At 71.0% G+C, this 25,154-nt stretch carries 26 protein-coding genes; 16 read left to right on the plus strand and 10 right to left on the minus strand.

Going from position 1 to position 25,154, the window contains the following annotated elements:
- Nucleotides 1-259: 259 nt before the first annotated feature.
- Together FHS23_RS06565 and FHS23_RS23685 are read left to right on the plus strand one after the other, a co-directional pair.
- Nucleotides 260-694, plus strand: coding sequence for a roadblock/LC7 domain-containing protein (locus tag FHS23_RS06565; RefSeq protein WP_183649310.1), 435 nt, complete (start codon nucleotides 260-262; stop codon nucleotides 692-694).
- Nucleotides 691-1,503 carry a DUF742 domain-containing protein gene (locus tag FHS23_RS23685; protein ID WP_343053687.1) on the plus strand — a complete coding sequence of 271 codons (813 nt, stop codon included), beginning with the start codon at nucleotides 691-693 and terminating at the stop codon, nucleotides 1,501-1,503. The genes FHS23_RS06565 and FHS23_RS23685 overlap by 4 nt, the downstream gene beginning before the upstream one ends.
- An 85-nt stretch (nucleotides 1,504-1,588) precedes the next feature.
- On the opposite strand, the gene FHS23_RS06575 is transcribed toward FHS23_RS23685, so the two are convergent.
- Nucleotides 1,589-3,823, minus strand: coding sequence for a helicase-associated domain-containing protein (locus FHS23_RS06575; RefSeq protein WP_183649314.1), 2,235 nt, complete (start codon nucleotides 3,821-3,823; stop codon nucleotides 1,589-1,591).
- A gap of 101 nt (nucleotides 3,824-3,924) precedes the next feature.
- Between FHS23_RS06575 and FHS23_RS06580 the strand changes: the two genes are divergently transcribed.
- The 4 genes from FHS23_RS06580 to FHS23_RS06595 all read left to right on the plus strand — a co-directional run bounded on the left by FHS23_RS06580 (nucleotide 3,925) and on the right by FHS23_RS06595 (nucleotide 7,149).
- Nucleotides 3,925-4,125 carry a hypothetical protein gene (locus FHS23_RS06580; RefSeq protein WP_183649317.1) on the plus strand — a complete coding sequence of 67 codons (201 nt, stop codon included), beginning with the start codon at nucleotides 3,925-3,927 and terminating at the stop codon, nucleotides 4,123-4,125.
- A gap of 135 nt (nucleotides 4,126-4,260) precedes the next feature.
- Nucleotides 4,261-5,664, plus strand: coding sequence for an NAD-dependent malic enzyme (locus FHS23_RS06585; protein WP_246381354.1), 1,404 nt, complete (start codon nucleotides 4,261-4,263; stop codon nucleotides 5,662-5,664).
- A gap of 10 nt (nucleotides 5,665-5,674) precedes the next feature.
- On the plus strand, nucleotides 5,675-6,217 hold the full coding sequence (gene moaC / locus FHS23_RS06590; protein ID WP_343053688.1) for a cyclic pyranopterin monophosphate synthase MoaC: 543 nt from the start codon (nucleotides 5,675-5,677) through the stop codon (nucleotides 6,215-6,217).
- A complete protein-coding gene (locus FHS23_RS06595; protein ID WP_183649323.1) occupies nucleotides 6,214-7,149 on the plus strand; it encodes a molybdenum cofactor biosynthesis protein MoaE in 936 nt (311 codons plus the stop codon). Before moaC ends, FHS23_RS06595 begins: the two co-directional genes overlap by 4 nt.
- Before the next feature lie 275 nt (nucleotides 7,150-7,424).
- Here the strand turns inward: FHS23_RS06595 and FHS23_RS06600 are convergent, their stop codons facing one another.
- The 3 genes from FHS23_RS06600 to moaA all read right to left on the minus strand — a co-directional run bounded on the left by FHS23_RS06600 (nucleotide 7,425) and on the right by moaA (nucleotide 10,454).
- A complete protein-coding gene (locus FHS23_RS06600) occupies nucleotides 7,425-8,072 on the minus strand; it encodes a LysM peptidoglycan-binding domain-containing protein (RefSeq protein WP_183649326.1) in 648 nt (215 codons plus the stop codon).
- A 968-nt stretch (nucleotides 8,073-9,040) separates the two neighbouring features.
- On the minus strand, nucleotides 9,041-9,307 hold the full coding sequence (locus FHS23_RS06605; RefSeq protein WP_183649329.1) for a MoaD/ThiS family protein: 267 nt from the start codon (nucleotides 9,305-9,307) through the stop codon (nucleotides 9,041-9,043).
- Between the two features lie 4 nt (nucleotides 9,308-9,311).
- Nucleotides 9,312-10,454, minus strand: coding sequence for a GTP 3',8-cyclase MoaA (gene moaA, locus FHS23_RS06610; RefSeq protein ID WP_183649332.1), 1,143 nt, complete (start codon nucleotides 10,452-10,454; stop codon nucleotides 9,312-9,314).
- A 117-nt stretch (nucleotides 10,455-10,571) separates the two neighbouring features.
- On the opposite strand from moaA, the gene FHS23_RS06615 reads away from it, so the two are divergent.
- From FHS23_RS06615 to FHS23_RS06645, 7 genes are all read left to right on the plus strand, one after another.
- The gene (locus tag FHS23_RS06615) at nucleotides 10,572-11,003 is read left to right on the plus strand and encodes a TOBE domain-containing protein (protein ID WP_183649335.1); all 432 of its coding nucleotides are present in this window, start codon (nucleotides 10,572-10,574) and stop codon (nucleotides 11,001-11,003) included.
- Complete coding sequence (gene modA / locus FHS23_RS06620; RefSeq protein ID WP_183649338.1) at nucleotides 11,000-11,779, plus strand: molybdate ABC transporter substrate-binding protein; 780 nt, start codon at nucleotides 11,000-11,002, stop codon at nucleotides 11,777-11,779. Before FHS23_RS06615 ends, modA begins: the two co-directional genes overlap by 4 nt.
- Before the next feature lie 142 nt (nucleotides 11,780-11,921).
- A complete protein-coding gene (locus tag FHS23_RS06625) occupies nucleotides 11,922-12,725 on the plus strand; it encodes an ABC transporter permease (RefSeq protein ID WP_246381775.1) in 804 nt (267 codons plus the stop codon).
- Complete coding sequence (locus tag FHS23_RS06630) at nucleotides 12,722-13,900, plus strand: sulfate/molybdate ABC transporter ATP-binding protein (RefSeq protein WP_183649340.1); 1,179 nt, start codon at nucleotides 12,722-12,724, stop codon at nucleotides 13,898-13,900. The genes FHS23_RS06625 and FHS23_RS06630 overlap by 4 nt, the downstream gene beginning before the upstream one ends.
- Before the next feature lie 9 nt (nucleotides 13,901-13,909).
- Nucleotides 13,910-14,710, plus strand: coding sequence for an HAD-IIA family hydrolase (locus FHS23_RS06635; protein ID WP_183649343.1), 801 nt, complete (start codon nucleotides 13,910-13,912; stop codon nucleotides 14,708-14,710).
- 79 nt (nucleotides 14,711-14,789) lie between these two features.
- Nucleotides 14,790-15,590 carry a metallophosphoesterase gene (locus tag FHS23_RS06640; RefSeq protein ID WP_183651068.1) on the plus strand — a complete coding sequence of 267 codons (801 nt, stop codon included), beginning with the start codon at nucleotides 14,790-14,792 and terminating at the stop codon, nucleotides 15,588-15,590.
- A 193-nt stretch (nucleotides 15,591-15,783) separates the two neighbouring features.
- Nucleotides 15,784-16,650, plus strand: coding sequence for an endonuclease/exonuclease/phosphatase family protein (locus FHS23_RS06645; protein WP_183649346.1), 867 nt, complete (start codon nucleotides 15,784-15,786; stop codon nucleotides 16,648-16,650).
- A gap of 37 nt (nucleotides 16,651-16,687) precedes the next feature.
- On the opposite strand, the gene FHS23_RS06650 is transcribed toward FHS23_RS06645, so the two are convergent.
- Together FHS23_RS06650 and FHS23_RS06655 are read right to left on the minus strand one after the other, a co-directional pair.
- Nucleotides 16,688-17,059, minus strand: a complete 372-nt coding sequence (locus FHS23_RS06650; protein WP_183649349.1) for a YccF domain-containing protein — start codon at nucleotides 17,057-17,059, stop codon at nucleotides 16,688-16,690.
- Between the two features lie 196 nt (nucleotides 17,060-17,255).
- Nucleotides 17,256-18,017 (minus strand): PhzF family phenazine biosynthesis protein, encoded by a 762-nt coding sequence (locus FHS23_RS06655; protein WP_183651071.1) that lies wholly within the window; start codon nucleotides 18,015-18,017, stop codon nucleotides 17,256-17,258.
- Nucleotides 18,018-18,161: 144 nt separating this feature from the next.
- Between FHS23_RS06655 and FHS23_RS06660 the strand changes: the two genes are divergently transcribed.
- Both FHS23_RS06660 and FHS23_RS06665 read left to right on the plus strand, forming a co-directional pair.
- The gene (locus FHS23_RS06660) at nucleotides 18,162-19,823 is read left to right on the plus strand and encodes an AMP-binding protein (RefSeq protein ID WP_183649352.1); all 1,662 of its coding nucleotides are present in this window, start codon (nucleotides 18,162-18,164) and stop codon (nucleotides 19,821-19,823) included.
- Between the two features lie 118 nt (nucleotides 19,824-19,941).
- Nucleotides 19,942-20,550, plus strand: a complete 609-nt coding sequence (locus tag FHS23_RS06665) for an HAD hydrolase-like protein (RefSeq protein WP_183649354.1) — start codon at nucleotides 19,942-19,944, stop codon at nucleotides 20,548-20,550.
- 64 nt (nucleotides 20,551-20,614) lie between these two features.
- Here the strand turns inward: FHS23_RS06665 and FHS23_RS06670 are convergent, their stop codons facing one another.
- Nucleotides 20,615-20,848, minus strand: a complete 234-nt coding sequence (locus FHS23_RS06670) for a hypothetical protein (RefSeq protein ID WP_183649357.1) — start codon at nucleotides 20,846-20,848, stop codon at nucleotides 20,615-20,617.
- Between the two features lie 165 nt (nucleotides 20,849-21,013).
- Between FHS23_RS06670 and FHS23_RS06675 the strand changes: the two genes are divergently transcribed.
- Entirely contained in the window at nucleotides 21,014-21,400 is a 387-nt protein-coding gene (locus tag FHS23_RS06675; protein WP_183651074.1) for a cold shock domain-containing protein, read from the plus strand.
- A gap of 121 nt (nucleotides 21,401-21,521) precedes the next feature.
- Here the strand turns inward: FHS23_RS06675 and FHS23_RS06680 are convergent, their stop codons facing one another.
- From FHS23_RS06680 to FHS23_RS06690, 3 genes are all read right to left on the minus strand, one after another.
- The gene (locus tag FHS23_RS06680) at nucleotides 21,522-22,016 is read right to left on the minus strand and encodes a DUF2771 family protein (protein WP_183649359.1); all 495 of its coding nucleotides are present in this window, start codon (nucleotides 22,014-22,016) and stop codon (nucleotides 21,522-21,524) included.
- 10 nt (nucleotides 22,017-22,026) lie between these two features.
- Nucleotides 22,027-24,120, minus strand: a complete 2,094-nt coding sequence (locus FHS23_RS06685; RefSeq protein ID WP_246381356.1) for an MFS transporter — start codon at nucleotides 24,118-24,120, stop codon at nucleotides 22,027-22,029.
- 144 nt (nucleotides 24,121-24,264) lie between these two features.
- Entirely contained in the window at nucleotides 24,265-25,065 is an 801-nt protein-coding gene (locus tag FHS23_RS06690; protein ID WP_343053689.1) for a glutaminyl-peptide cyclotransferase, read from the minus strand.
- Nucleotides 25,066-25,154: the final 89 nt, after the last annotated feature.

Consider the following 25,154-nt stretch of genomic DNA (forward strand, 5'->3'; position numbering starts at 1 on the left):
TTCGCGCATCCCGTCGTCGTAGCACCAGGTCGTCGTAGCACCCCGTCGTCGCTGTCCTCGCCCGAGACGCGCGGAGAACCTGCGGCGCTGGACGCTGGCGGCCGATGGGAAGTGACGTGGTCACTGCCGGCTACGCGGTGACGTGCGCTGTTGCGTGCGCCGTGCGGCGCGGTGTGCCGCCGCTCAGGTGAAACCGCGTGTAGCCGGGGCCTCGAGGTCGAACCCCGTGCGGGCGCCTAATAGTCTGAGGCCCGGGCCGATGTGCGCGTGCGAAGGAGGGACAGTGACCGATCCCGGGACCCGCGGCGACGTCGGCGGTCTCCTCACCGACTTCGTGCGCCGGGTCTCCGGTGCCGCCCACACGGTCGTGGTGTCCGCCGACGGGATGCTGCTGTCGGCGTCCGACGGACTGCCGCGGGACCGGGCCGACCAGCTGTCGGCGGTCGCGTCGGGCCTGGTGTCACTGACGCACGGCGCGGCGGAGTCGTTCAACGGCGGCCGCGTCAACCAGACTGTCGTCGAGATGGATCGCGGTTACCTGTTCCTCATGTCGGTCGGCGAAGGCTCGTGCCTGGCGGCACTGGCGGCCCCGTCGGCCGACATCGGCGTGCTCGCCTACGAGATGGCGGTGCTGGCCGATCGGTTGGGCCAGGACGGCGGCGCCGCGCTGCGCAGCGGTGGTGAGGCGCGGTGACTCCGGCGCGCGAGTGGGACCCGTCGGACTGGGACGCGCTGCACGAGGGCGGGGACCGGGAGTACGACGCCCCGGACCGATTCGACCTGGGCAGCCTGCCGCGGCAGCCCGCGCCAGGGCGGCCACCGGCGGGCCAGCACCCGCCCGGCAGGCACTCCGCCGAGCGGTTCCCGCCTCCGCCGCAGCCGGGGCACTCCCGGAACGAGCACCAGTTCCCGCCCGCACCGTCGCCGTACCAGCCGCCGGCGTCGGAGCCGTTTTCGGCGGACCAGCCGCCTTCCGAGGCGTTCCCACCGGAATCACGGCCGCCCGCGCCGCGGCGGAGCTCGTCGTCGCCGTCGTTCCCGCCCGCCTCCCGAGGCGGGGCGCAGAGCGGACACAGCGCATCCGGACAAGGCGCATCCGGACACAGCGCATCCGGATATGGCGGGGCGGCGGAGCCGGCGGAACCGCGACGGATGCACCGGTCGCTGGTGCGGCCGTACGCGCGCACGGGCGGACGCGTCGCGCCCGCGACGGACCTCCAGCTCGAGTCCCTCGTGTCGGCCTACGACGTCGCGGGCGCCACCGCGTCCGGAGCCGTGGCCTCCACCGTGCAGCGGTTCATCTGTGACCTGTGCACGGAGGAGATCAAGTCGATCGCCGAGATCGCCGCGTACGCGCGGCTGCCGTTGGGCGTGGTGAAGGTGATCGTCTCCGACCTGGCCGACGCCGGAGCCGTGTCGATCCAGCGGCCCGGCAGGGTGACCGGTGATCGTTCCTCCCAGGCCTTCATGGAACGCATCCTGGAAGGTCTCAAAGCCCTGTAACCCGCGTGTGCTGCGCCTGCCCGCCGCCCGGCCACGGCCCCAACGACACGCTGACGCGCGGCTGCCCGTTCGCGCGTGTTCTGGCTCAGGCCTCGACGAGGGCCGCTGACGTGATCCGGTGCAGCGGGTAGCGCTCGTTGTCGGACCCTTCGAGGATGCCGCTGCCGACGCGCACCGGGGTGACGATGCGCTGCGTGGCCGTGCCGTGGGAGTCGACGAACCCGATCCATACCTCGCGCTGTTCGCGCGTGGCCTGGGCCAGCAGCGCCATGGTGGCGGAGGTGTCCGCCCCGCCACCCGCGGGCAGCCGGACGGTCGTGCCTCGCCGCGTCGTCGCCGCGCGATCGCCCGCGCGGATGTGCGTGAGCACGGCCGAGACCTGCTCCTCGCTGATCGGCGCCGGCGCGTGGGCGGTGCGCTGGCTGGGCCGGTTCCTGGCCGGAATCCGACGTCCGCTGGGACGCAGATCCAGGATCCGCCCGTCGGGGCCCTCGGCGGCGGGCGTGAACCCGGCGCCGCGCAGCGCGTCGAGCACCTCGGCCAGCGGAAACGGGCTGACGAGCACGGTCGGCGCGATCCGCCGCAGCTCGTGGTCGCGTGCCACGGAGTGCGCCATCACCTCGGCGATGAGCACCTCGTCATCGCAGCGCAGGAACGATGCGGCGGCGCCGCCGCGGAGCCGGCCGTGCCTGCGGGCGACGTCGTCGATCAGGTACGTCAATCCCTGCGGAACGAGTGTCGCCGAGCGGGTGCGGAACAGTTCGTGCAGGTCGTCGGCCGTGCGGCCGGTGTCGAGCGCCCGCCGGACGGAGCCCTCGGTGACGCGGTAGACCGTCGCGTGGCCTGCCGATTCGACGTCGGCGACGGCGTTGATCGCCGTGGCCAGGTCCGCCTCGAGCGGGCCGGGGGCCACGACGGTCAGGTCGGCCTGGACGAGGACCTCGTCGACCGGTCTCGGCATCGCGTCGGCCATGGCGCTCGCCGCGGTGTGCGCGTCGTCGTCGAGCAGGGCCGCCGCGGCGGAGGTGATGGCGCCGAGCGCCACCATGCCGAGCGCGGCGCCCTCGGACATCGTCGCGCGGGCGATCTCGTCGCGCAGCCGTCCGCCCTTGCGCGGTGCGTGCCAGGCGAGGTAGGCGACGAGCTCGTCGACGCTCTTCACACCCGCGCCGCCCGACAACTCCGACAGTGTGCTCAGGACCCGCCTGCGCAGCATCGGCGCGTTCGGCCTGCGCAGTTCCTCGGACAACGCGGCCAGCGCCTTGTCCTTCTCGTCCCGCTGTCCGGCCAGGCCCGGCAGCCGAGGCAGGTCCAGCCATGCCTGGGCGAGCGTCATCCACCGGATCGCTGGCGGCGACGACAACCACGAGTCGGTCAGCGTGGTCGGCACCCATGCGGGCGTGGCGTCGTCGCTCGCCGCGACCAGGCCCGCACCGGCGACGAGCTCGGCGAGCAGCGCCAACCGGGTCTCGTCGACGTCCACCTCGCGTGCCAGCCGCTTGATCTCCCGTACGCCGAGCCCGCCCGACTTCAGTACCGGCGACGGCGTGTCGGACCATGTGCGCAGCAAGGCCTCGGCGTGGCGCAGCAGCTCCATCGCCTCGCCCGCACCCGCCTCATCCACTGTGGACTGGCCGTGCGGATGGACGGGCAGTTCCGGTTCGGCGAGCTCGCCCTCCCGGTGGATCGCCCCGCCGCGCAGGGCCAGCCCGAGCTCGCGGGGCAGTTCGACGGTCGATTCGTCGCGGCGGACCAGCAGGCCGCGCGCGAGCAGCTTCTGCACCGGCGTCTCGGCCCGTGACAGCGGGACGTCGGCCGCGGCGTCACGGGTACGGCCGATCGGCGGGCCCGCGGACAGCTTCCGCAGCAGCGCGCGCTCGTCGTCGCCGAGATCCAGCGTGTCGAACTCGGTATCGGCCAACGAGGGCACCGAATCGCCGAGGCCCGCCGGGAACGGGCCGAACGTCTCCCGTGCGCCGGGCGGGATCTGAATCTCGCCGGTCTCGGGATCGTCCCACGCCAACGCGAGCTCGAACAGGCCTGCCGGCGCGGGCTCGTCGCCCAACAACTCGGCCAGTCGCTCCGGGGTGACCGGTTCGGTGTCGGCGCCGGCGACGACGAGCCCCTCGTAGGTGGCCAGCGTGGCCGAGTCGAGCTGCTCACAGGCCCTCGCTATGGACCCCGGCGTGCCCGCTCGGGTCGCGAGGACGGTGGAATCGGACGGCGGCGGCGTCGCCAGGTCCCGGCGAGCGCGCAGCAACGAGGCCATTCGGTCGTCCGGCAGCGAGCGCAACCAGTCCGCGAGAGCGAGGGCGGGCATCGTGACCAGGATATCTCCCGGGTTCCGGCATCGGGCACACTGTGCTGGAGTCGAAAGGCCTGCGCTGTGCGCACGCGCGGGCACATCCGCGGACCGAGGCGATGGAGGACGACGTGGCGAAGGCCAGCGAGCGGAAGAACGACCGGATCGACCCGGAATGGCCGGAGGTCGACGACGGCCACCCCGTGTCGGAACTCGCCGCCGACCGGCAGGGCGCCCTCTCTCCTTTCGGGGACGTGTCGTTCCCGCTCGAGTCGGTGCCGTACGAGCACCCGCAGACCGAGATCAACAAGCGCGCCTGACCCGGGCGTTCGCACTGCCGGTGAGCAGCGCGAAGTTACTGGTCAGTCACCCGGTCGGGGGCCGGTGACGCCCGCCACGCCGCTAGTGTTGACAGGCGAATCCTGCAGTTCCCTGACCACACGGGGGTAGTGACAATGCCGGTTCCCGGCCCGGGTTATTCGATCACCGTTCGAGTCGACGCGCCGCCGTCGGCCAGCGCGGCCGGGGATCTGACGACCGCGGTGGGAAAGGTCGGCGGCGTGCTGACGGCGTTCGACGTCGTCGGGTCGGACGCCGAAGCCATCGTCGTCGACATCACGGCCAACGTCTCCTCCGCCGACCACGCGGAGGACATCACAACGGCGCTGAACGCGCTGCCGGGCGTCAAGGTGCGCAAGATCTCCGACCGCACGTTCCTCATGCACCTCGGCGGCAAGCTCGAGGTGAGCCCCAAGGTCGCGTTGAAGAACCGTGATGATCTCTCGCGTGCCTACACGCCGGGTGTCGCCCGTGTGTGCCAGGCGATCGCGGCCAACCCCGAGGACGCGCGCAGGCTGACGATCAAGCGCAACACCGTCGCGGTCGTCACCGACGGTTCGGCGGTCCTCGGACTGGGCAACATCGGGCCCGGTGCCGCACTTCCCGTCATGGAGGGAAAGGCGGCGCTGTTCAAGAAGTTCGCCGACGTCGACGCCTGGCCCGTGTGCCTGGACACGCAGGACACCGAGGAGATCATCCGCACGGTGAGCGCGCTGGCGCCGGTCTACGCGGGCATCAACCTCGAGGACATCGCCGCGCCCCGTTGTTTCGAGATCGAGGCCCGGCTGCGTGAGCAGCTCGACATCCCCGTTTTCCACGACGACCAGCACGGCACCGCCATCGTCGTGATGGCCGCGCTGCGCAACGCCCTCCGCGTGGTCGCGAAGAACATCGAGAACTGCCGGGTCGTCGTCAGCGGTGTCGGCGCGGCCGGCTCGGCGATCATCCGGCTCCTGTTGCGCAGGAACCCGGCCGACGTGATCGCGGTCGACATCGACGGCATCGTCCACACCGGACGCGAGAACATGGACCCCAACCTGCAGTGGGTCGCCGAGCACACCAATGCCGACGGCATGACCGGCAGCCTGCACGAGGCTCTCGCGGGCGCCGACGTGTTCATCGGGGTGTCGGCGCCGAACCTGTTCGGCGCCGAACAGGTCGCCACGATGAACGACGACCCGGTCGTGTTCGCGCTCGCCAACCCGGACCCGGAGATCGATCCGATCGAGGCGCAGCAGCACGCCGCCGTAGTCGCCACGGGCCGCAGCGACTACCCGAACCAGATCAACAACGTGCTGGCGTTCCCGGGCGTGTTCCGCGGCCTGCTCGACGCCCACGCGCGCGACATCGACGACGAGATGCTCCTCGCCGCCGCGAACGCCGTCGCCGATGTCGTCGACGACCGGCTCAACGCCTCGTTCATCGTGCCGAGCGTGTTCGACAACGCTGTCGCCCCCGCCGTCGCGGAAGCCGTCAAGTCCGCGGCGGTGCAGGCGACGGGGGGCAAGCAGGCGAAGTAGCCTCGACGGTGTGAGCCAGCCAGCGAGGGAACTCAGCCACGTCGACGAGTCCGGCAACGCCCGAATGGTCGACGTGTCCGCGAAGGACGTCACCGCCCGCACGGCCGTCGCCAGTGGCCGGATGCGTACGACCGCCGAGGTCATCGGATTGATCTCGGGAGGTGGGCTGCCGAAGGGCGACGCGCTGGCCACCGCCCGGATCGCGGGGGTGATGGGAGCCAAGAAGACGCCCGAACTCATCCCGCTGTGCCACCAGATCGCGTTGACGAAGGTGGACGTGAGCTTCGAGCTCGAGGACACCGCGGTGCGCATCGAGGGAATGGCGCGCACGAGCGACCGGACGGGCGTGGAGATGGAGGCGCTGACGGCGGTCACGGTCGCGGGGCTGGCGCTCCACGACATGATCAAGGCCGTCGACCCGGCCGCGACGCTCGACGACGTCCGTCTCGAGACGAAGGACGGTGGCAAGACCGGCACGTGGAGCCGCGACGAGTACCTCCGCGGCGACCGGGCAGCGCAGGGTTCGGACGAGCACGCGGGCGGTGAGCGATGAGCCGGGAGGCCAGGGTCGTCGTCGCGTCGAACCGTGCATCGACGGGCGTGTACGAGGACAGCACCGGTCCGCTGATCACGGCGTGGCTGACCTCCAGGGGGTACGCGGCGCCCGATCCGATCGTCGTCGGCGACGGCGCTCCGGTGGAACAGGCGCTGCGTGAGTGCCTGGCCGCGGGGGTCGATGTCGTCCTCACGACGGGCGGCACCGGCATCTCGCCGACCGACCGCACCCCGGAGGCGACCGCCGCCGTGCTGGACAGGGAGGTGCCGGGGCTCGCCGACGCAGTGCGGGCCGCAGGGGCCGACGCCGTGCCCACGGCGAAGCTGTCACGCGGGCTCGCGGGCGTGGCGGGCAGGACGCTGATCGTGAATCTGCCCGGGTCGACCGGCGGGGTGAAGGACGGGCTCGGCGTGTTGGAGCCGGTGCTGGACCACGCGATCGACCAGCTGCAGGGCGGAGACCATGCGCGGGACGGCGGATCCGGGGCCGGCGACGCCGGTGCTGCGGTGCGGATTCTGCGTGCCGACGTCACCGAGGACCCGTTGTCCGTCGACGAGCACGCCGAGCTGGTGGGCGACGACGCGGCCGGGGCGGTGGTGACGTTCAGCGGCGTGGTGCGCGACCACGACGGCGGACGCACCGTGTCGTCCCTGTACTACGAGGGCCATCCTTCGGCGCCGTCGGTCGTGGCCGAGGTGGTCGCCGACGTGGCGAAGCGCCGTCGCGGAGTACGCGCGGTCGCTGTCAGCCACCGCATCGGATCCTTGGAGATCGGGGACGTGGCTCTGGCGTGTGCCGTCGCCGCGGAGCATCGCGGCGAAGCGTTCGCGACGTGTTCGGACCTCGTCGACGAGGTCAAGGCGCGCCTGCCGGTGTGGAAGCACCAGTGGTTCACCGACGGCACGGACGAGTGGGTCAACAGCCCCTGACGGAACCGGCTGGTGGGCGCTCGGCCGGACAGCCGACCGGACCGACGTGGGCGTGCTCGGCCGAGGTTGCCGTCGGATGCGGTTGCGTCCTGGATTGCTCCGTCCGTGGGAGTGCGCCCGCTGACATTCGCATCAACCGGATTGCTCGATAAGGTTTCCGACATGCGTAGGGCCCCACCGTCCGGGGGACACGGTGGGGCCCTACGTTGCTGGGCGGAGCCGGCGTCCGACGCCGCTCAGCAACCGCGCCTTGCGGGAAGGTCGGAGTCAGTCGATCACTTGGTGGCGATCTTCTGGTCGACCACGATGAAGTCGGGGTTGTTGATGTAGCCCTCGTTCAGCTCGACGAGCTTCTGGAAGCCACCCTCGACGTTCTGCTTCTTGGCGATCTTGCTGAGCGTGTCGCCCTTCTTCACCTTGTAGTCGCCGTCCGGGTTGGACTTGGCGACCGGCGCCGGGGCGGGCTCCGGGGCCGGGGCGGACTCCTCCTGGACCGGGGCCTCGGCGGTTTCCTCCTCGGCCGGCGCCGGGGCGCTGCCCTCGGTGTTGCTGCTCTCGTAGCTGCCGGTGGAGCCGGCCTGAGCGCCGCACACCGGCCACGCGCCGATGCCCTGGCCGTCGAGCACGCGCTCGGCGACCGCGATCTGCTGGGAACGCGAGGCGTTGGCCGGGTTGCCGCTGCCGCCGTAGGCCTCCCAGGTGCTCTGGGAGAACTGCAGGCCGCCGTAGTAGCCGTTGCCGGTGTTGATGCTCCAGTCGCCGCCGCTCTCGCACTCGGCGATGGCGTCCCAGTTCACGCTCTGGGCCTGCGCGGGGGTCGCAGCCAGCGCCAGCGGAGCGCCCACGGCCAGGCCCGCGACAGCGACCCGGGCCATGGTGCGCGAAGCGGTGGAGGACTTACGGTGCTTGCCTCGATAAGCCATTTTCGACTCGGTCTCGCCTTCCGCGCCTTACGTGGAACAGGGCAGGCCACATGAGCCTGGCCGGCTTTCGGGATGCCGGCACGTGCCGCGGGTTCGGCTCCGTTTCCCTCTCGTCCCAGTCCAGAAGTTCTTTCGCTCGGGGTCGGTTCCGGGAATCCGCGGACTGGGTTCGGCGCGTCGGAATCCCGGTCTTGCTCGTGGTCGGTCGGGGCCAACCGAGATGCGACGGTACGTAACGAGAACGCCGATCGGAAATTTTCGAGTATGTGTGCTAAGTCACAGTAACGACGTGCAACCTTCTGCGATGACGCCGTCATTGCAGGTCAGCCTGCCGTTATGGCGCCGTTTCCGTTCCGAGATCTTTTACTCTTCGTGAGGCTTGTGTCACGTGGTTTTGGCGCGAATGGACCGTTCGTGCAGGCCACTTCGCAGTGGTCCGAACCGGCGAATCGGACACTTGAGACGGTCGCGCGGGAGCCGGTTGCAGGACCGTGTTGCCGTAGTCGATCGGCCGCGTGGCGGCCCGGCGAACTCGGCGGTAACTCCAGGACGGTGAAGGTCCGGACCGGCGAGCCTCCGTCACCCGGGGTGATTCCGGACGGCGAGTGCGCCTCGTCCCGGCCGCGGGTCTGGAGTTGTGGCATCACGCTCGGTCCGGACAAACCACCCGAAGGAGTTGATTCGTTCGGTCCAAGCGCAGAGGTCCGGACGACCGGTTCGCCGAACGTGGGTCGGACCATCGACCGCGTCCCGGAGTCGGGGTACGTCGCGGTGAACGGCATGTGTCGACTGTGTGGCGCTGTGAGTGGCGCGCGACCGCGCTCGGTGGGGAAGGGCGCCGGACGGTGGAGTGCCGATCACAGCCCCACTCAGCGACGCTGAGTCCGGCGTTGCCACTGTGGGTCGGCGGTAGGCCCTGCCGCTGGGCCGACCCGGTTGTTCGTGCCGGTCGCCGCGCCCGACCCGTTTCAGCCGCCCGCGAACGGCGGCAGCACGTCGAGTTCCCCATCGGCGGGCAGCGGCCGGTCCGGGTCGCGCACGGCGACGCCGTCGACGAGGAAGCTCGCGGCGTCGAGGATCCGCGGCAGCGAACCGGGGTGGCGGGTGCGCAACGCCGCCATCGCGTCGGCCACCGTGGCACCGTCGGGCAGCTCGAGGGCCTCGGACTCGACTCCTGCGGCCGCGCGTGCGGACGCGAAGTACCGCACGCGCACTCTCGTCCCGGTAACCGGCACGCGCTCAGCCTCCGATCGAGCTCATCGGCCGGAGTGGCTGTGCGAACCCGGCCTCGTTGATCTCGTGTCCGGCGAGTTTGCCCCACATCGTGTCACGCCAGACGTTCGCGATGTCCTCGTCGCTCGCGCCACCGCGGAGCAGCATGCGCAGGTCCGTCTCGTCGTTGCTGAACAGGCAGGAGCGGACCGCGCCGTCCGCGGTCAGGCGGGTGCGCTCGCACGCGGCGCAGAACGGCCGCGTGACCGATGGGATCACGCCCACCTCGGCCGGGCCGCCGTCGACGAGCCAGCGTTCGGCCGGTGCACCGCCTCGTTCCGCCGGGCTGGGGGTGAGTGTGAACTCGGTCGAGAGCAGATCGAGGATCTCGGTCGCGGTGATCATGTTCGCCCGGTCCCAGCCGTGCTGAGCGTCGAGCGGCATCTGTTCGATGAACCGCAGGTGGTAGCCGTTCTCCAGCGCGAACCGCAGCAGCGACGTCGCCTCGTGGTCGTTCTCTCCCCGGATGAGGACGGCGTTGATCTTGACCGGTTCGAGGCCGGCCTCGCGGGCCGCGGCCAGGCCGTCGAGCACGTGGCGCAGCCGGTCGCGGCGGGTGATGCGCTCGAACGTCTCCGGGTTCACGGAGTCGAGCGAGACGTTGATGCGGTTCAGGCCCGCCTCGGCGAACGCTCCGGCGCGCTTGGCGAAGCCGATGCCGTTCGTCGTCATCGACAGCCGCGGCCGTGGTTCGAGCGAGGTGATCCTCGCGACCAGCTCTTCGAGGTTCGGCCGCAGCAGCGGTTCGCCACCGGTGAGTCGGATGTCGGTCACGCCGAGCCTGCCGACGGCGATGTCCATGAGGCGGACGAGCTCGTCGTCGCTGAGGACCTGGTCGCCGGGCATCCACTCGAGACCCTCGGCGGGCATGCAGTAGCTGCACCTCAGATTGCACTTGTCGGTCAGCGAGACGCGCAGGTCGGTGGCGACCCTGCCGAAGGTGTCGATCAACGCCGGGTTGTCCGGCCGTGGCGTCGTCGCGCCAGGGCCGGAGGAGCGCGCGCCGGGCACCGCCGGGGTGCCGAGGTTCACAGCGCTCCCCGTGTCGTTCCCGGTGCCGTTCCCGGTGCCGTGGCCTGTCGCGTGGCCTGCCGCCGATTCCGCTGCCATCACCACTCACCCTAGTGCCGGGGACCGACAGTGTGTGAGATCGCGAACGCACCGAATTGGTACCGGTTCGACGTCAGGCGATGGCCACACCGCAGATGCGGAGATAATCTTCGTTTCATGACGCATTTTCGGTTCTCCGACGCGGCGCGGTTGCTGGGCGTCAGCGACGACACCGTCCGCAGGTGGGTGCGCGCGGGGCAGCTCGAGGCGGGCGAGGACGACGCGGGCCGCAAGGTGGTCGACGGCGCCGAGTTGGCGGCGTTCGCCAGGAGGCAGGCGGTGCGGTCGGCCGAGGAGGACCGGACGGCAGAGTCGGCCGATCCCAGCGAGATCGGCAGGTCGGCACGGAACCGGTTCGTCGGCCTGGTCACCGAGGTCGTCGCGGACGGGGTCATGGCGCAGGTCGAGGTGCAGTGCGGCCCCCACCGCGTGGTGTCGCTGATGAGTGCGGAGGCGGTGCGGGAACTCGGCCTGAAACCGGGCGAGCTCGCGGTGACCGTGGTGAAGGCGACCCAGGTGATCGTCGAGACGCCGCGAGGTGTCCGATGAGGCCGGCCGGGCGACAGGGCGTGCGGCGGGCCCTGCGCAGCAGGCGGGCCGGCGCGGTCGTGCTGGCCGCGGCGGTCGCCGTCGGCACCGTCGCCTGCGGCTCGGAGGGGCGGACGTTGAACGTGTTCGCTGCGGCCTCGCTCACCGAGCCGTTCGGCCTGCTGGAGAAGGCCTTCGAGCAGCGGCACCCGGACGTCGACGTGCGGCTCAACCTCGCGGGCTCGTCGACACTCGGCAGCCAGATCGCCGAGGGCGCGCCCGCGGACGTGTTCGCCTCGGCGGACGAGCAGACGATGGCCGACGTGGCAGCCGACATGGACGGCGAGCCGGAGCCGTTCGCGACCAACCGGCTGACGATCGCCGTGCCGCCCGGCAACCCGGCAGGCATCCAGAACTTCGAGGACCTGGAGCGAGGCGGCGCGACCGTCGTGGTGTGCCAGCCGCAGGTGCCGTGCGGGGCCGCGGCCCGGCAGGTCGCGAAACTGGCCGGGACGTCGCTGAGTCCGGCCAGCGAGGAACAGGACGTCAAGGACGTGCTCAACAAGGTCGTCACCCGCGAGGCCGACGCCGGGCTCGTGTACCGCACGGACGTGCAGGCGGCGGCACGGAAGGTCGAGGAGGTACGCATTCCGCAGGCGTCCCGCGCCGAGAACCGGTACCCGATCGCCGTCTCCGCCCGTGCCGCCGAGCCCGAGCTCGCCGCCGAGTTCCGGGACCTGGTTCTCGGCGACGAGGGGCGCCGGGTGCTCGGGGAGGCCGGTTTTGGCACGCCGTGACGGCAGGCGCCGCGACGCCGTGCCCACCGACGCCGTGCCCACCGACGCCGTGCCCACCGACGCCGTGCCCACCGACGACGTGCCCACGGACGCCGTGCCCACCGAGGACGTGCCCACCGACACCGTGACGTCCGGCGGTGGGCTGCGCTCGCGCAGGACACGCAACCGGAACCCGGGCCTACCGTGGGTGTTGTGGATCCCCGCGGGGCTCGCGCTCGCACTGGTCGTGCTACCGGTCGTCGGCCTGCTCGTGCGGACCGACTACGCACGCCTGCCGGAGCTGCTGACGTCGTCCGCCGCCCTGAGCGCGCTGCGGTTGTCACTGGTCACTGCCTCCCTGTCGACGATCGCGTGCGTCGTGCTGGGCGTGCCGCTGGCCGTCGTGCTGGCGAGGGCGAGGGGCCGCGGCGTGCGGCTCGTGCGTGCCGTGGTGCTGCTGCCGCTGGTGCTGCCGCCCGTCGTGGGTGGCCTGGCGCTGCTGTACCTGCTCGGCCGCAACGGATTCCTCGGTTACCTGCTCGACGTCGTGGCTGGCGTGAGCGTGCCGTTCACGACGACGGCCGTGGTGATCGCACAGACGTTCGTGGCGATGCCGTTCCTCGTCGTCAGCCTCGAAGGGGCGCTGCGCGGGAGCGGGCAGCGCTACGAACTGGTCGCGGCCACCCTCGGCGCCCGCCCCTGGACCGTGTTCCGCCGCGTGACCGTGCCGTTGCTGTTACCCGCGCTCGGCTCCGGTGCCGTGCTGAGCTTCGCGCGGGCGTTGGGCGAGTTCGGTGCGACGATCACGTTCGCGGGCAGTTTGGAAGGAGTGACGCGGACGTTGCCGCTCGAGGTGTACGCGCAGGCGCAGGCCGACGTCGACAGCGCCGTGGCGTTGGCGTTGCTGCTGATCGTCGTCGCTGTCGTGGTGATCGCGGTGGCCAGGCCGAAGGCGTTCGACCGATGAGCCTGCACGTGGACGTGGCCGTGAGGCGCGGGCGGTTCACGCTGGACGTGGCGTTCGAGGTGCCGGCCGGCGGTGTGCTGGCGGTGCTCGGGCCCAACGGGTCCGGCAAGTCGACGCTGCTGCAGTGCCTGGCCGGACTGCTGGTACCCGGGCGCGGAACGGTGACGCTCGGTGGCCGGACCCTGACCAGCGTCCCGGGCGTGCAGGTGCCGGTCCACGACCGCGGTATCGGCCTGCTCGCCCAGGATCCGCTGCTGCTGCCGCACCTGACGGTCGTGGAGAACGTGGCGTTCGGCCCCCGGTCGCAGGGTGTCTCACGCGTGCGCGCACGCGCGCAGGCGCGCGCGTGGTTGAAGGAGGTCGATGCCGCCGGGTTCGCCCGCCGTAGGCCCGCGCAGCTGTCCGGTGGGCAGGCTCAGCGGGTCGCCGTCGCCCGCGCGCTGGCGGGCGGGCCGCGGGCACTGCTGCTCGACGAACCGCTGTCGGCGCTGGACGTCGACGCGTCGCCCGCTGTACGCGGACTGTTGCGGAGAGTCCTGCGGCGCAGTCACTCCCGCGACGGACACTCCGGTGACGAGCTTTCCGGAACCGGGCGCGAGGTGACCGGCGGCGATCGCTGTGCCGTGCTCGTCACCCACGACCCGCTCGACGCGCTGGCCCTCGCCGATGACGTCGTGGTCCTCGACGCCGGGCGGATCGTCGAGCGCGGACCGGTGAAGGAGGTGCTGGCCGCGCCGCGCACGCCGTTCACGGCGCGGATCGCCGGCCTGAACCTCGTCTCCGGGCTGGCCGCCGACGGCGGTTTGCGCGCCACGGACGGACGGTTCGTCGCCGGCGTTCCCTCCGGCGACTGCGTGGCAGGCGAGCCGGCCGTCGCGGTGTTCGCCCCGGGCGCCGTCGCGGTACACCCGGCGGATGCGCCGCACACGGGCAGTCCGCGCAACGTCGTCGACGCGCGGGTGTCCTCACTCGAACCGCACGGCGCCGTGATCAGCCTCCGCACCGCGGGTGAGGCAGGTGCCGAGGCTGGAATCGCCGCCGATCTGACGCCCGCCTCCGTCGCCGAGCTCGGACTGGAACCGGGCTCGCCGGTGCGGCTGGAGGTGAAGGCCGCGGCGGTCGCCGTGCACCCCGCGGTGGAGTCGCCGTCGCCGTTCCCGGCCGCCGAGCCCTAAGGTGGGCGCATGGCCTCGTCGAACACTCCCTGGACGTACCTCACCGACATGGACGGCGTGCTCGTCCACGAGGAGCACCTCGTGCCGGGCGCCGATGACTTCCTCGCCGAGCTGCGCTCCGCAGGCGTGGATTTCCTGGTGCTGACCAACAACTCCATCTACACCCCGCGTGACCTGCGGGCGCGGCTGCTGCACAGTGGTCTGGACGTACCCGAGTCGGCGATCTGGACCTCGGCGCTCGCGACGGCGAAGTTCCTGCAGGAGCAGCGCCCCGGCGGGTCGGCGTTCGTCATCGGCGAGGCCGGTCTGACCACCGCGCTGCACGAGGCCGGTTACATCCTCACCGAGACCGACCCTGACTACGTCGTGCTCGGGGAGACCCGGACCTACAGCTTCACCGCCATCACGCGCGCCATCAGGCTGATCGAGCGCGGTGCCCGCTTCATCGCCACCAATCCCGACCCGACGGGGCCCAGTCGCGAGGGCGTGTTGCCCGCCACCGGGTCGATCGCCGCGCTGATCGAACGCGCCACCGGCAAGTCGCCGTACTACGTGGGCAAACCGAATCCGCTGATGATGCGGTCCGCGCTGCGCTCGCTCGGCGCCCACTCGGAGCACACGATCATGATCGGCGACCGCATGGACACCGACGTGCACTCCGGCATCGAGGCGGGGTTGAAGACCGTGCTGGTGCTGTCCGGGATCTCGACCCGCGAATCCGCCGACCGGTACCCGTTCAAGCCGACCCTGGTCGTCGACACGATCGCCGACCTCGTGGGCCGCACCGCGGACCCGTTCGGAGCGGGCTGACCTCCCGCCGCCGCGCCGTGAGTCCGGAGCCGGTGGAGGCAGTCGTCGTGGCGGGCGGAGGGCGTAAAGTCGAAGAGTGATGGACGGGGACATGTTCGTCGTCGGTGACGTGCACGGACACCGCGACGAACTGGCCGACGCACTGCGTGAGCGCGGCCTCATCGACGATGCCGACGACTGGTCGGGCGGTACCGCGACGCTGTGGTTCCTGGGGGATTTCGTCGACCGCGGGCCCGACGGCATCGGCGCCATCGAACTGGTCAGGGAGTTGCAACGCCAGGCCGCCGACGTGGGCGGGCGCGTCGAGACGCTGCTCGGCAACCACGAGATCCTGCTGCTCGGTGTCCACCGGTTCGGCGACCGGGACGTGCCGTCCGATTTCGGTCCGCGGAGTTTCGCGCGTAGCTGGGAGATCAACGGTGGATGCCAGGCCGACCAGGACGGGCTGACCGACGAGCTCGTCGAATGGCTGGCGACGCGGCCGATGCTCGCGTGCGACGGCGACCACCTGCTGATGCACTCCGACACCCTGGAGTATCTCGAGTGGGGCTCGTCGATCGAGAAGATCAACGAAACGGTCCACGACGTGCTGGCGGGTGACGACCTGTCCCGGTGGTGGGATGTGTGGCGGCGGATGACCACGCGGTACGCGTTCCGCGGGCCGCACGGCCAGGACGCGGCCCGCGCCCTGCTCGACGAACTCGGCGGGGAACGGATCGTGCACGGCCACAGCGTGATCGCCGACCAGCTCGGCATCCACCCGGTCGACATCGAGCAGCCGTACCTGTACGCGGGCGGGCGGGTCCTCGGCATCGACGCCGGCCTGTTCGCGGGCGGCCCCTGCCTCGTCGTCCCGTTGCCGTACGTGCCCGAGGACTGATCACTGGGCCGACCGGGTGTAGGCGGTCGGTGCCCCACGGGCACCTCGGTGCCACTCAACGCCCCCCAGGTGCCCGTGGGGTAATGAAGCCTGTTACGAGGCGTGGTCGGGATATTCACGCGGTCGTGGTTGGCGGGGTGGTCGAGGCCGCATAAGGTCCGGACCGATCGTCGTCGAAGCCCGGGAGTATCCGATGAAGCGGACCGCCACCGTCCTCGCCACCACGCTGTTCGCCGTGGGGCTCGCCGGTCCCGCGGCGTCGGCAGGGCCACCCTCGGGCGGACCGCCACCGGTCGAGATCACCGTCGCGTCGTACAACATCCACGCGGGCATCGGCGCGGACGGGGAGTTCGACATCGACCGCACCGCGAACGCCATCGCGGAAACCGGCGCCGACGTCGTCGCCCTGCAGGAGGTCGACCGACACTGGGGCGACCGCAGCGAATACCGTTCGGTGATCGGCGAACTCGCCCACGAGCTCGGCATGCATGCGCGGTTCGCGCCCATCTACTCGTTCGACCCTCCGCAGGCCGGGGACCCGCGCCGCGAGTACGGCACCGCCGTGCTGTCGCGATTCCCGATCGCGGACTTCACCAACCACGAACTCACGCGGTTGTCCACACAGGGCCCCGAAGCCGGGCCGCAGCCGATGCCGGGCTTCGCCGAGGTCGTCGTCCGGGCTCGCGGCACACTCGTCCACGTCTACTCGACCCACCTCGACTACCGCGGCGACCCGTCGACCCGCGAGACCCAGGTGGCGGAGACGCTCGACATCCTCGCAGCCGACTCCGGCGCGCCGCGCGTGCTCCTGGGCGACTTCAACGCCGAACCCGCCGCACCGGAACTCGATCCACTGTGGACGGAGCTGACCGACGCATACGGCGAGGCGGGTACCGGCGAAGGCCCGACGTACCCCGCGGAGGTTCCGGCGAAGCGCATCGACTACGCGGCCGTGTCCGAGGAGGTCGACGTGCTCGACGCGTACGTGCCCGACACGGACCTCGCCGCCACGGCGTCGGACCACAGGGCCGTCGTGGCCGACGTGGAGGTGCCGCGCTGACGGCGCCGCCGCCACCGTCACGCACGCGAGACGTCACCTACGTCGGCACGATCTCCCTTCCCAGCGGCACGAGCGCCACGGGAACGAGTTTGATGTTGGCGACGCCGAGCGGGATGCCGATGATCGTGACGCACAGCAGCAGGCCCGTGACGAGGTGGCACAGCGCGATCCACCAGCCGGCGAGCAACAGCCACAGCACGTTGCCGATCAGCGACGGCACGCCGGCATCGCGGCGTTCGGTGATCGTGCGCCCGAACGGCCACAGCGCATATCGGGCGATACGCAGGGATGCGAGGCCGAACGGGATCGTCACGACCAGGATGCAGCACACGATGCCCGCGACCAGATAGCCGACCGCCAGCCAGAAGCCGGCGAACACGAGCCAGATCACGTTCAGCAAGAAGGTCACCTCGCCAGTGTTCCGGAACCGGCCCTGCGTCGGCCACCCGCTGAGCGCCGGGTCTCACGCACCTCCCCGCCGGTCGGCCCGCTCCGGTCGGACCACCGGGCGATGCGACGTTCAGGGTGGCGACGGTCAGCGGTGCGATGGCCAGCGGCGACGGTCAGCGGCGACGGTCAGCGGTGTGACGGTCAGCGGTGCGACATCAGGCGACGAGGGTGCCTTCGACGATCGTGACGGCGCTGCCGGAGAGGACGACGTCGTCCCCGTCGAGGCGGGCACCGACGATGCCGCCGCGCGGGGAGGCCTGTTCGCCGGTGAGCTCGCTGCGGCCGAGTCGCTGCGCCCAGTACGGCGCCAGTACGCAGTGCGCCGACCCGGTGACGGGATCCTCCGGAATGCCGATGGCCGGGGCGAACATGCGGCTGACGAAGTCGACGCCGGTTGCGTCGGACGGCGCGGTGACGATCACCGAATGCGCATGCAGGCCGGCCAGCGCGTCGAGGTCCGGTTCGCAGGCGCGCACGGCGGTGGTGTCGTCACTGACGACCAGCAGGAATCCGGCACTACGCCGCACTTCGGTCACCGGCAGCGACGGCAGTGCGCGGGAGACGTCCACGTCGACGGTCTCGGTGGGCGGGTCGGCGGGGAAACGCATGTCGATGCCCGCGTCCGACCGGGTGCATCGCAGCTCACCGGAGGCCGTGGTGAACGTCTGCGAGCCGCCCAGCACGTGCGCCGCCGCCAACGTCGCGTGTCCGCATAGCGACACCTCGGTCGTCGGCGTGAACCAGCGGAGCGGTTTCGGCTCCTGCGTGGTGACGACGAACGCCGTCTCGGCGTGCTTCATCTCCGCGGCCACATGCTGCATCCAGTGCTCGTCGGCGGGCTCGCTGAGCAGCACGATCGCGGCGGGGTTTCCTCGGAAGGCGGTGTCGGTGAAGGCGTCGACGACGTAGAGGCGCATGGCCACACAGTAGAACGCGCGGCCGGCGCCGCGGCCCGTCGTCGACTCCTGCCACTCGACCCCCTTGCGAGTCATGGCCTGCCGGCGCTCAGGTCCCTAGACTGACCGGCGGAAACGTCAATGCTGACGCCCGAGGAGCACACCATGACTTCGCCCGCCACCGCGCCCGCCCTGCCCAGTTACGCGTCCGGAACGTCGGACGTCCCGCTGCTCGGCGACACGATCGGCGACAACTTCGACCGGACGGTGGCGGCCCACGGGGATCGCGACGCGCTGGTCGACCTGCCCTCGGGGCGGCGGTGGACGTATCGCGAGTTGCAGGCCGACGTCGATGCGCTGGCGCTCGGACTGCTCGCGAAGGGCGTGTCGAAGGGCGACCGGGTCGGTATCTGGGCACCGAACTGTCCGGAATGGACGTTGACGCAATACGCGACGGCCAAGATCGGTGCGGTCCTGGTCAACATAAACCCGGCATACCGCGCGCACGAGCTCGAGTACGTGCTCAACCAGTCGGGTATTCGCATGCTCGTCGCGGCGGAGAGCTTCAAGACCTCCGACTACGCCGCGATGATCGACGAGGTGCGCCCGCGTTGCGATGCGCTGTCGGATGTCGTGCTGCTGGGCCGTCCGGAGTGGACGGAACTGTTCGAATCGGGCGGTGACGCGGCGACACTCGCCGCCGTGTCGAAGGGACTGTCCGCCGACGACCCGATCAACATCCAGTACACGTCCGGCACGACGGGATTCCCCAAGGGTGCGACGCTGTCGCACCACAACATCCTCAACAACGGATTCTTCGTCGGCGAACTCTGCAACTACACCGAGCAGGACCGGATCTGCATCCCGGTGCCGTTCTACCACTGCTTCGGCATGGTGATGGGAAACCTCGCCGCGACGAGTCACGGTGCGTGCATGGTGATCCCGGCGCCGGGGTTCGACCCGAAGTCCTCGCTGCAGGCGGTGCAGGCCGAGCGCTGCACCTCCCTCTACGGCGTGCCGACGATGTTCATCGCCGAGCTCGCCGAGGACGATTTCGACGACTACGACCTGTCGACGTTGCGCACCGGCATCATGGCCGGCTCGCCGTGCCCGGTCGAGGTCATGAAACAGGTCATCGAGCGGATGGGCATGGCCGAGGTGTCGATCTGCTACGGCATGACCGAGACGTCACCGGTCTCCACGCAGACGCGGGCCGACGACACCATCGAACGTCGAGTGTCGACCGTGGGCCGGGTCGGTCCGCACCTCGAGGTGAAGGTCGTCGACCCGGCCACCGGCCTGACCGTGCCACGCGGTGAACCCGGCGAGCTGTGCACCCGCGGTTACTCGGTGATGCTCGGCTACTGGAACCAGCCCGACAAGACCGCCGAGGCCATCGATTCGGCGCGGTGGATGCACACCGGCGACCTCGCCGTGATGGACGACGACGGCTACGTCAACATCACCGGCAGGATCAAGGACATGGTCATCCGCGGCGGCGAGAACATCTATCCCCGCGAGATCGAGGAGTTCCTCTACACCCACCCCGACATCCTCGACGCCCAGGTGATCGGCGTGCCCGACGCCAAGTACGGCGAGGAGCTCATGGCGTGGGTGCGGATGCGTGAGGGCGCGGAGCCGCTGACGGCCGAGTCGCTACGGGAGTTCTGCCAGGGCAAGTTGGCGCACTACAAGATTCCGCGCTACGTCCAGGTCGTCGACGACTTCCCCATGACGGTCACCGGGAAGGTGCGCAAGGTCGAGATGCGACAGCAGGCTGTCGAGCTGCTGGGCCTGAAGGACCTGGCCGGGTCCGGCCACGCCTGAGCACCGGGGCCGCCGTGGCTCCGGAACCTGCAACACGGGCCCGGGATCTGCAACACGGGCCCTGGGATCCGCAACACGGGCCCCGGGATCCGCAACACGGGCGATTACCGTGGGTCGGGTGCTGACCTGCGTGGGATTCGACCTGGACATGACGCTGATCGATCCGCGGCCCGGGATGGTCGCGGCGATGAACCGCCTCGGCGAGGACAACGACCTGCCGCTGGACGGGGAACACTTCGCCGCCCATCTCGGGCCGCCGCTCGACCACTCGCTGCGCGGGTTCGGCACACCCGAGGAGAAGATCCCCGACCTGATCACCCAGTTCCGCGCGACCTACCCCGAGATCGTGATCCCGCGCACGGTGGCGCTGCCCGGTGCGGTGGAATCACTGCGGGCCGTCCGTGATCTGGGCGCGACGGCACTCGTGGTCACCGGCAAGTACGGGCCGAACGCCGACCTGCACGTCAAGGCGCTGGACCTGCCGGTGGACCGTCTCGTCGGCGACCTGTGGTCGGCGAGCAAGGCCGAGGCGCTGATCGAACACGGCGCGACGGTCTATGTGGGTGACCACATCGGCGACATGGTGGGCGCCAGGGCAGCCGGCGCGGTCGCCGTGGGCGTGCTGAGCGGGCCGTGTTCGAGGGACGAGCTCGTCGAGGCGGGCGCTGAGGTGGTGCTCGACGCGCTGACCGAGTTCCCGGAGTGGCTGCGGCGCACGTTCCCGTAACCGGCTCGCAGGCCGCCGGCCGCGGCGTGCGGCGCCGGGAACGGCGGTTCGCGATCCCTGTGCGTCAGGAGCCCTTGTGTTCGCGGACGAGGGCGATGAGCCCGAGCCCGAGGCCGAGCGGCGTGATGACGCCCGCCGCGACCGACAGCCACACCGGGAGGTCTTCCATCCCGGCCGCGAACAGGACGAACACGACGATCACGGCGAGCATGCCGATGGCGAACAGTCCGATGCCGAGGCGCATCAGCAGGGGCTTTCGGTTGCCGGTCGCCTGCTCGTCCGAGGTGCTGGTCGTCATGGTGCTCAATAGTAGAGCGTGCAATGTCCTGGAACGCACCGTGTGTGGCGAGATAAGCTTGTCGGTACGCGCGTCCTGGGTACGCAGACCTGGGGCGCGTTCGTCATGCGGGACGGGCACAGCCGCCCGCACCGCGGTCAGAGCAGCGAAGGAACGGTGAGGGAAGTGCCGACCGGCAAGGTCAAGTGGTACGACGCGGATAAGGGGTTCGGCTTCGTCACGCAGGACGGCGGCGAGGACGTCTTTGTTCGGAAGGCCGCGTTGCCGCAGGGTGTGGAGTCCCTCAAGTCCGGTCAGCGACTCGAGTTCGGCGTGGCCGACGGCCGCCGCGGCCCGCAGGCGCTGTCGATCCGGCTGCTCGACGCGCCGCCGTCGGTCGCCGAGGCGCGCCGCCGTCCCGCGGAGGAGCTGCACGGCATGGTCGACGACATGATCAAGCTCCTGGAGGCGACGGTGCAGCCGGAGCTGCGCCGCGGCCGGTACCCGGAGCGGAAGAAGACGAAGAAGATCGCCGAGGTCATGCGGGCCGTCGCCCGCGACCTCGACCCGTAACGACACAGGTCGACCGGTCACGACGCCGCGTCATGGAAGTACGCAGGCCCCGGCGCCCGAACACGGCGCCGGGGCTTTGCTCTTTTCGGAGCCCGTTTCGAGCCCGTTTCGGAGCGGCCGGTCAGGACGCGGAGTTCTGCAGCGACCAGATGCCGCGGGTGACGAGCTGGGGCTGGCCGTTCTCGTCGACGATAGGGTTGCCCTGCTGGTCGACGCCGTAGGCGGCGCCGATCTGCTGCACCTCGATCACGGCGACGCGGTCCTGCGGCGTCGGCGGCGTGGCGGTGTAGGCGTGCTGCGAGCCGTCGGTGAACGCCTGCTGCTCGACCGATTCCTTGCCGGTCTCGGTGTTGAGGTACTGGACGATGATCACCCACGGGGTGTCTGCGACGCTGCCCGGCACCGACACCTGCACGGGCATGCCGGGCCGGACGTCGAGGTTCACGGGACGATGCTCGTCGCCGCACTTCTTCAGGACCTCATCGCAGTAGATCAGGGGAGCGGCGACGGTCGCGTCGCCGTCGCCGTAGAACGTGACCTCCGGGTCGGGTGCCGCCGAGCAGCCCGTCACGAACAATGCCGCGCAGGCCAGCAAGGCTCCTACCGCTCGTCGCATGCGGTTCAGGTTACGGCTCGCGTGCGGGTTCGGCGGCTGTGGGTCCTCCGGCAGACCCTCCTGCGCCTGCGGACGGGCCGTCCGCGCCGCCGGTGCCCGAGCCGCCGCCCGGACCGCTCGCGCCGCCGTGGGACCTGCCGGTCCGGGAGCCTCGTGTGCCGCCCTTCGCCGGCCCGGTCGAGGCCGTTCGCGTGGCCGGTGAGCCGGCCTTGCGGCTCGTCGCGGACCGCAGCTTCCGGCCGACGTTCGCCGCTCCGACCTTCGGCACCAGGGACTTGCCGCCGCGGGCGAACCAGGTCTGCGTCAGGCCCAGTGCCAGCAGCACGGACACCACGAGGAAGCCGATCCAGTACGTGGGCGGCAGCAGCAGGCCGACGGCACCGCCGAACACCCACGCCAGCTGCAGCACGGTCTCCGACCGGCCGAACGCCGACGCTCGAGACTCCTCCGGCATGTCCTGCTGGATCACGGCGTCGAGGGAGTTCTTCGCAAGCGCGCTCGCGGTGGCGCCGGCGAGCCCGACGATCGCCGCGGTGATCAGGCCCGCGGCGACGGCGGCGAGGACCGTCGAGGCCAGCGCCGAGGCCACGCACACCAGGATGACCTGGTCGGGCTTGCCGAAGTGCATGCGCGAGCCGATCGCGTTACCGATGAACCCGCCCGCACCCGCGGCGGCACCGATCACACCGAGCATGATCAGCTGCATGAACGGGCTGTAGTCGCCCGCTTCCGTCTGCTCCTTCACGGCGAACGCCGCGAACATCATCAGGAACCCGGTGAGAAGGCGGATCGACCCGTTGCCCCACAGCGCCACCGTCGTGTGGTGGCTCATGGGCGTGCGTTTCGGTCTCGCCTGCTTGTCGGCTCCGGTGGGGTGGTGGTCGGTCAGCGACGCCGGGACCTCGCCCTCGGTGACCTCGACCCACGACGGGATGCGCATCGCCTGGAACGCCCCGACGCCGCAGATGACGGCCGTGTACCAGAGCGCGGCCGACGAGCCCAGCAACGAGTTCAGCCCTGCCGCCACCGCGCCGAACGCACCGCCCGCGGCCAGGCCGAACACGGTCAGCCGCGCGTTGGTCTTGGACAGAGTTATCTCCGGTGGCAGGACTCTCGGGGTGACCGCCGCCTTGAGCACCATGAACGACTTCGACAGCACCATCTTCCCCAGTGCCGCCGGGTAGAGGATCCAGCTGTCGAAGTTGAGCGCCATCAGCACGCACATCAGCAACTGGCCCGCGCTGGCGATACACATGGCGAGCCTGCGACCGCGCTGGATGCGGTCCAGTGCGGGCCCGATCACGGGCGCGACCAGCGCGAAGGGCGCGATGGTGATGAGCAGGTAGAGCGCGACCTTGCCGCGGCTCTCGCCGCTGCTGGCCGCGAAGAACAGCGTGTTGGCCAGCGCGACGGCCATCGCCGCGTCGCTGGCGTAGTTCAGCATGACCGCGTACGTGAGCGAGGTCAGCCCGGACTTCTCCGCGCCGTCGGCCTTCGCGGCCCGCTGGAACGCGCCGACGGCCTTGCCCGACAGCTCCCTGCTGCGCAGCGCGGCCACGCGGGTGACGGTCAGCTTGCGCGGCGTCTTCTGGCCCGCGTCGAGGCCGTGCTCGGCATCGTCCGGATGCTGCGGACCCTGCGGCCCGCCCGGAGGCTCCGCGGGACCACCGGGACGTTCCGGTGCGGGGCCGTCGGCAGGTGGGTAGCCGCCCGTGTCGTAGTAGTCGCCGAAGTCACCCCGGGCCCCGGGCGGTTGCGGCGCCTGTTCCCACGGTCGCGGCGGGTAGGGCCGCGACCCGCGGGGCGGCGTGGGGATCGCGCCGGTCGGGGCGTTGTCGGCCGTCACGCTCGGCGGCTGGGGTGGTTGTGGAGGCCGGGGCGGCTGCTGCGGGGGCGGCGGTGACTGCGGGTGTTGGTGTTGCTGCGGGTGTTGGCGCGCCTGCGGCTGTTGCGGAGGTGGTTGCGGCCGCCCGCGGCGATCCTGAGGGGCCGGGCCTCGGTCCTGCGGCCTGCGGGCGTCCCGGGTAGGGGTGTTCTCCGCGGGCGGTTGCGGTGCACCCGGTTCGGGTGTCCACCTCCGCTTGCCCCGCTTGTTCGACCCCATGCGCTCAATCCTGCCGTACTCGTCCTCGGCCCGTCCGGGTGATGCGTCACTCGGCCCGCGCGGGCTGTGCTCGGACCCGCTGCGACTGCCCTGCTGTGCCCCGCGCGCGGCGACTGCCCCCGCTGCGACCGGCCCGGGGACCGCTCAGTCCGCCGGAACGAACGCCACCCTGAACATTTTCGGCCACAGCTTGCCCGTGATCAAAAAGCGGTCCGACCCGGGATAGGCGGCGATGCCGTTGAGCACGGCCTCCGGTGACGTGACCTCACCCTCGTCGAGCAGTCCGGAGGCGTCGATGCGTGCGGTGACGCGCCCACTGCCGGGGTCGATCCGCACGATGTCCTCGGTCTGCCACACGTTGGCGTAGACGTCGCCGCCGACGCATTCGAGCTCATTGAGGTTCTCGACCGGCTGCCCGGCCTCGGTGACGTCGATCGACCCCTGCGGCTCGAACGTCCCGGGGTCGCGGAACGTCAGCGTCGCCGAACCGTCGCTCATCACCAGCCGGTCGTCCTGGTCGCAGAGGCCCCAGCCCTCGCCGTCGTAGGACACGCGGCGGCGCTCGGCGAGCGTGTCCGGATCGCGCTCGATGGCGACGCCGCTCGTCCACGTGAGCTGCCACACGCCGGAGTCGGTGACGGTGATGCCCTCGCCGAAGAACTCCTCCGGCAGGGAGACACTGCGCTCCGGCGGTCCGCCTGCGGGGCCGGCCGTCAGTTTCGACTGGCCGTTGCGTCCCGTGCCCTCGTAGAGCGTGTCGCCCGAGAACTCGAGGCCCTGCGTGAACGCGGTCTCGTCGTGCGGCAGCTCCTGCTCGACCTGCACGCGCAGCCGTTCGACTCCCTGTCCCGAGCCCGTCCGCGCGCCCTGGCCGTGCTCGGCGTCGCCGGGAGCGCACGCGGTGACGACCGCGGCGGCCACGAGGAGGGTCGATGCGTGTTTCACGCCGTCGAGCCTCGCACAGGCGGGCTCCCGCCGTCCGTTCGCCGTGGTCGTGGTCGCCGTTTCGGCGGCCGCCCCAGCGAGGGACGGCC

The organism is Prauserella isguenensis, from assembly GCF_014191605.1.
GTDB lineage: Bacteria > Actinomycetota > Actinomycetes > Mycobacteriales > Pseudonocardiaceae > Prauserella > Prauserella isguenensis.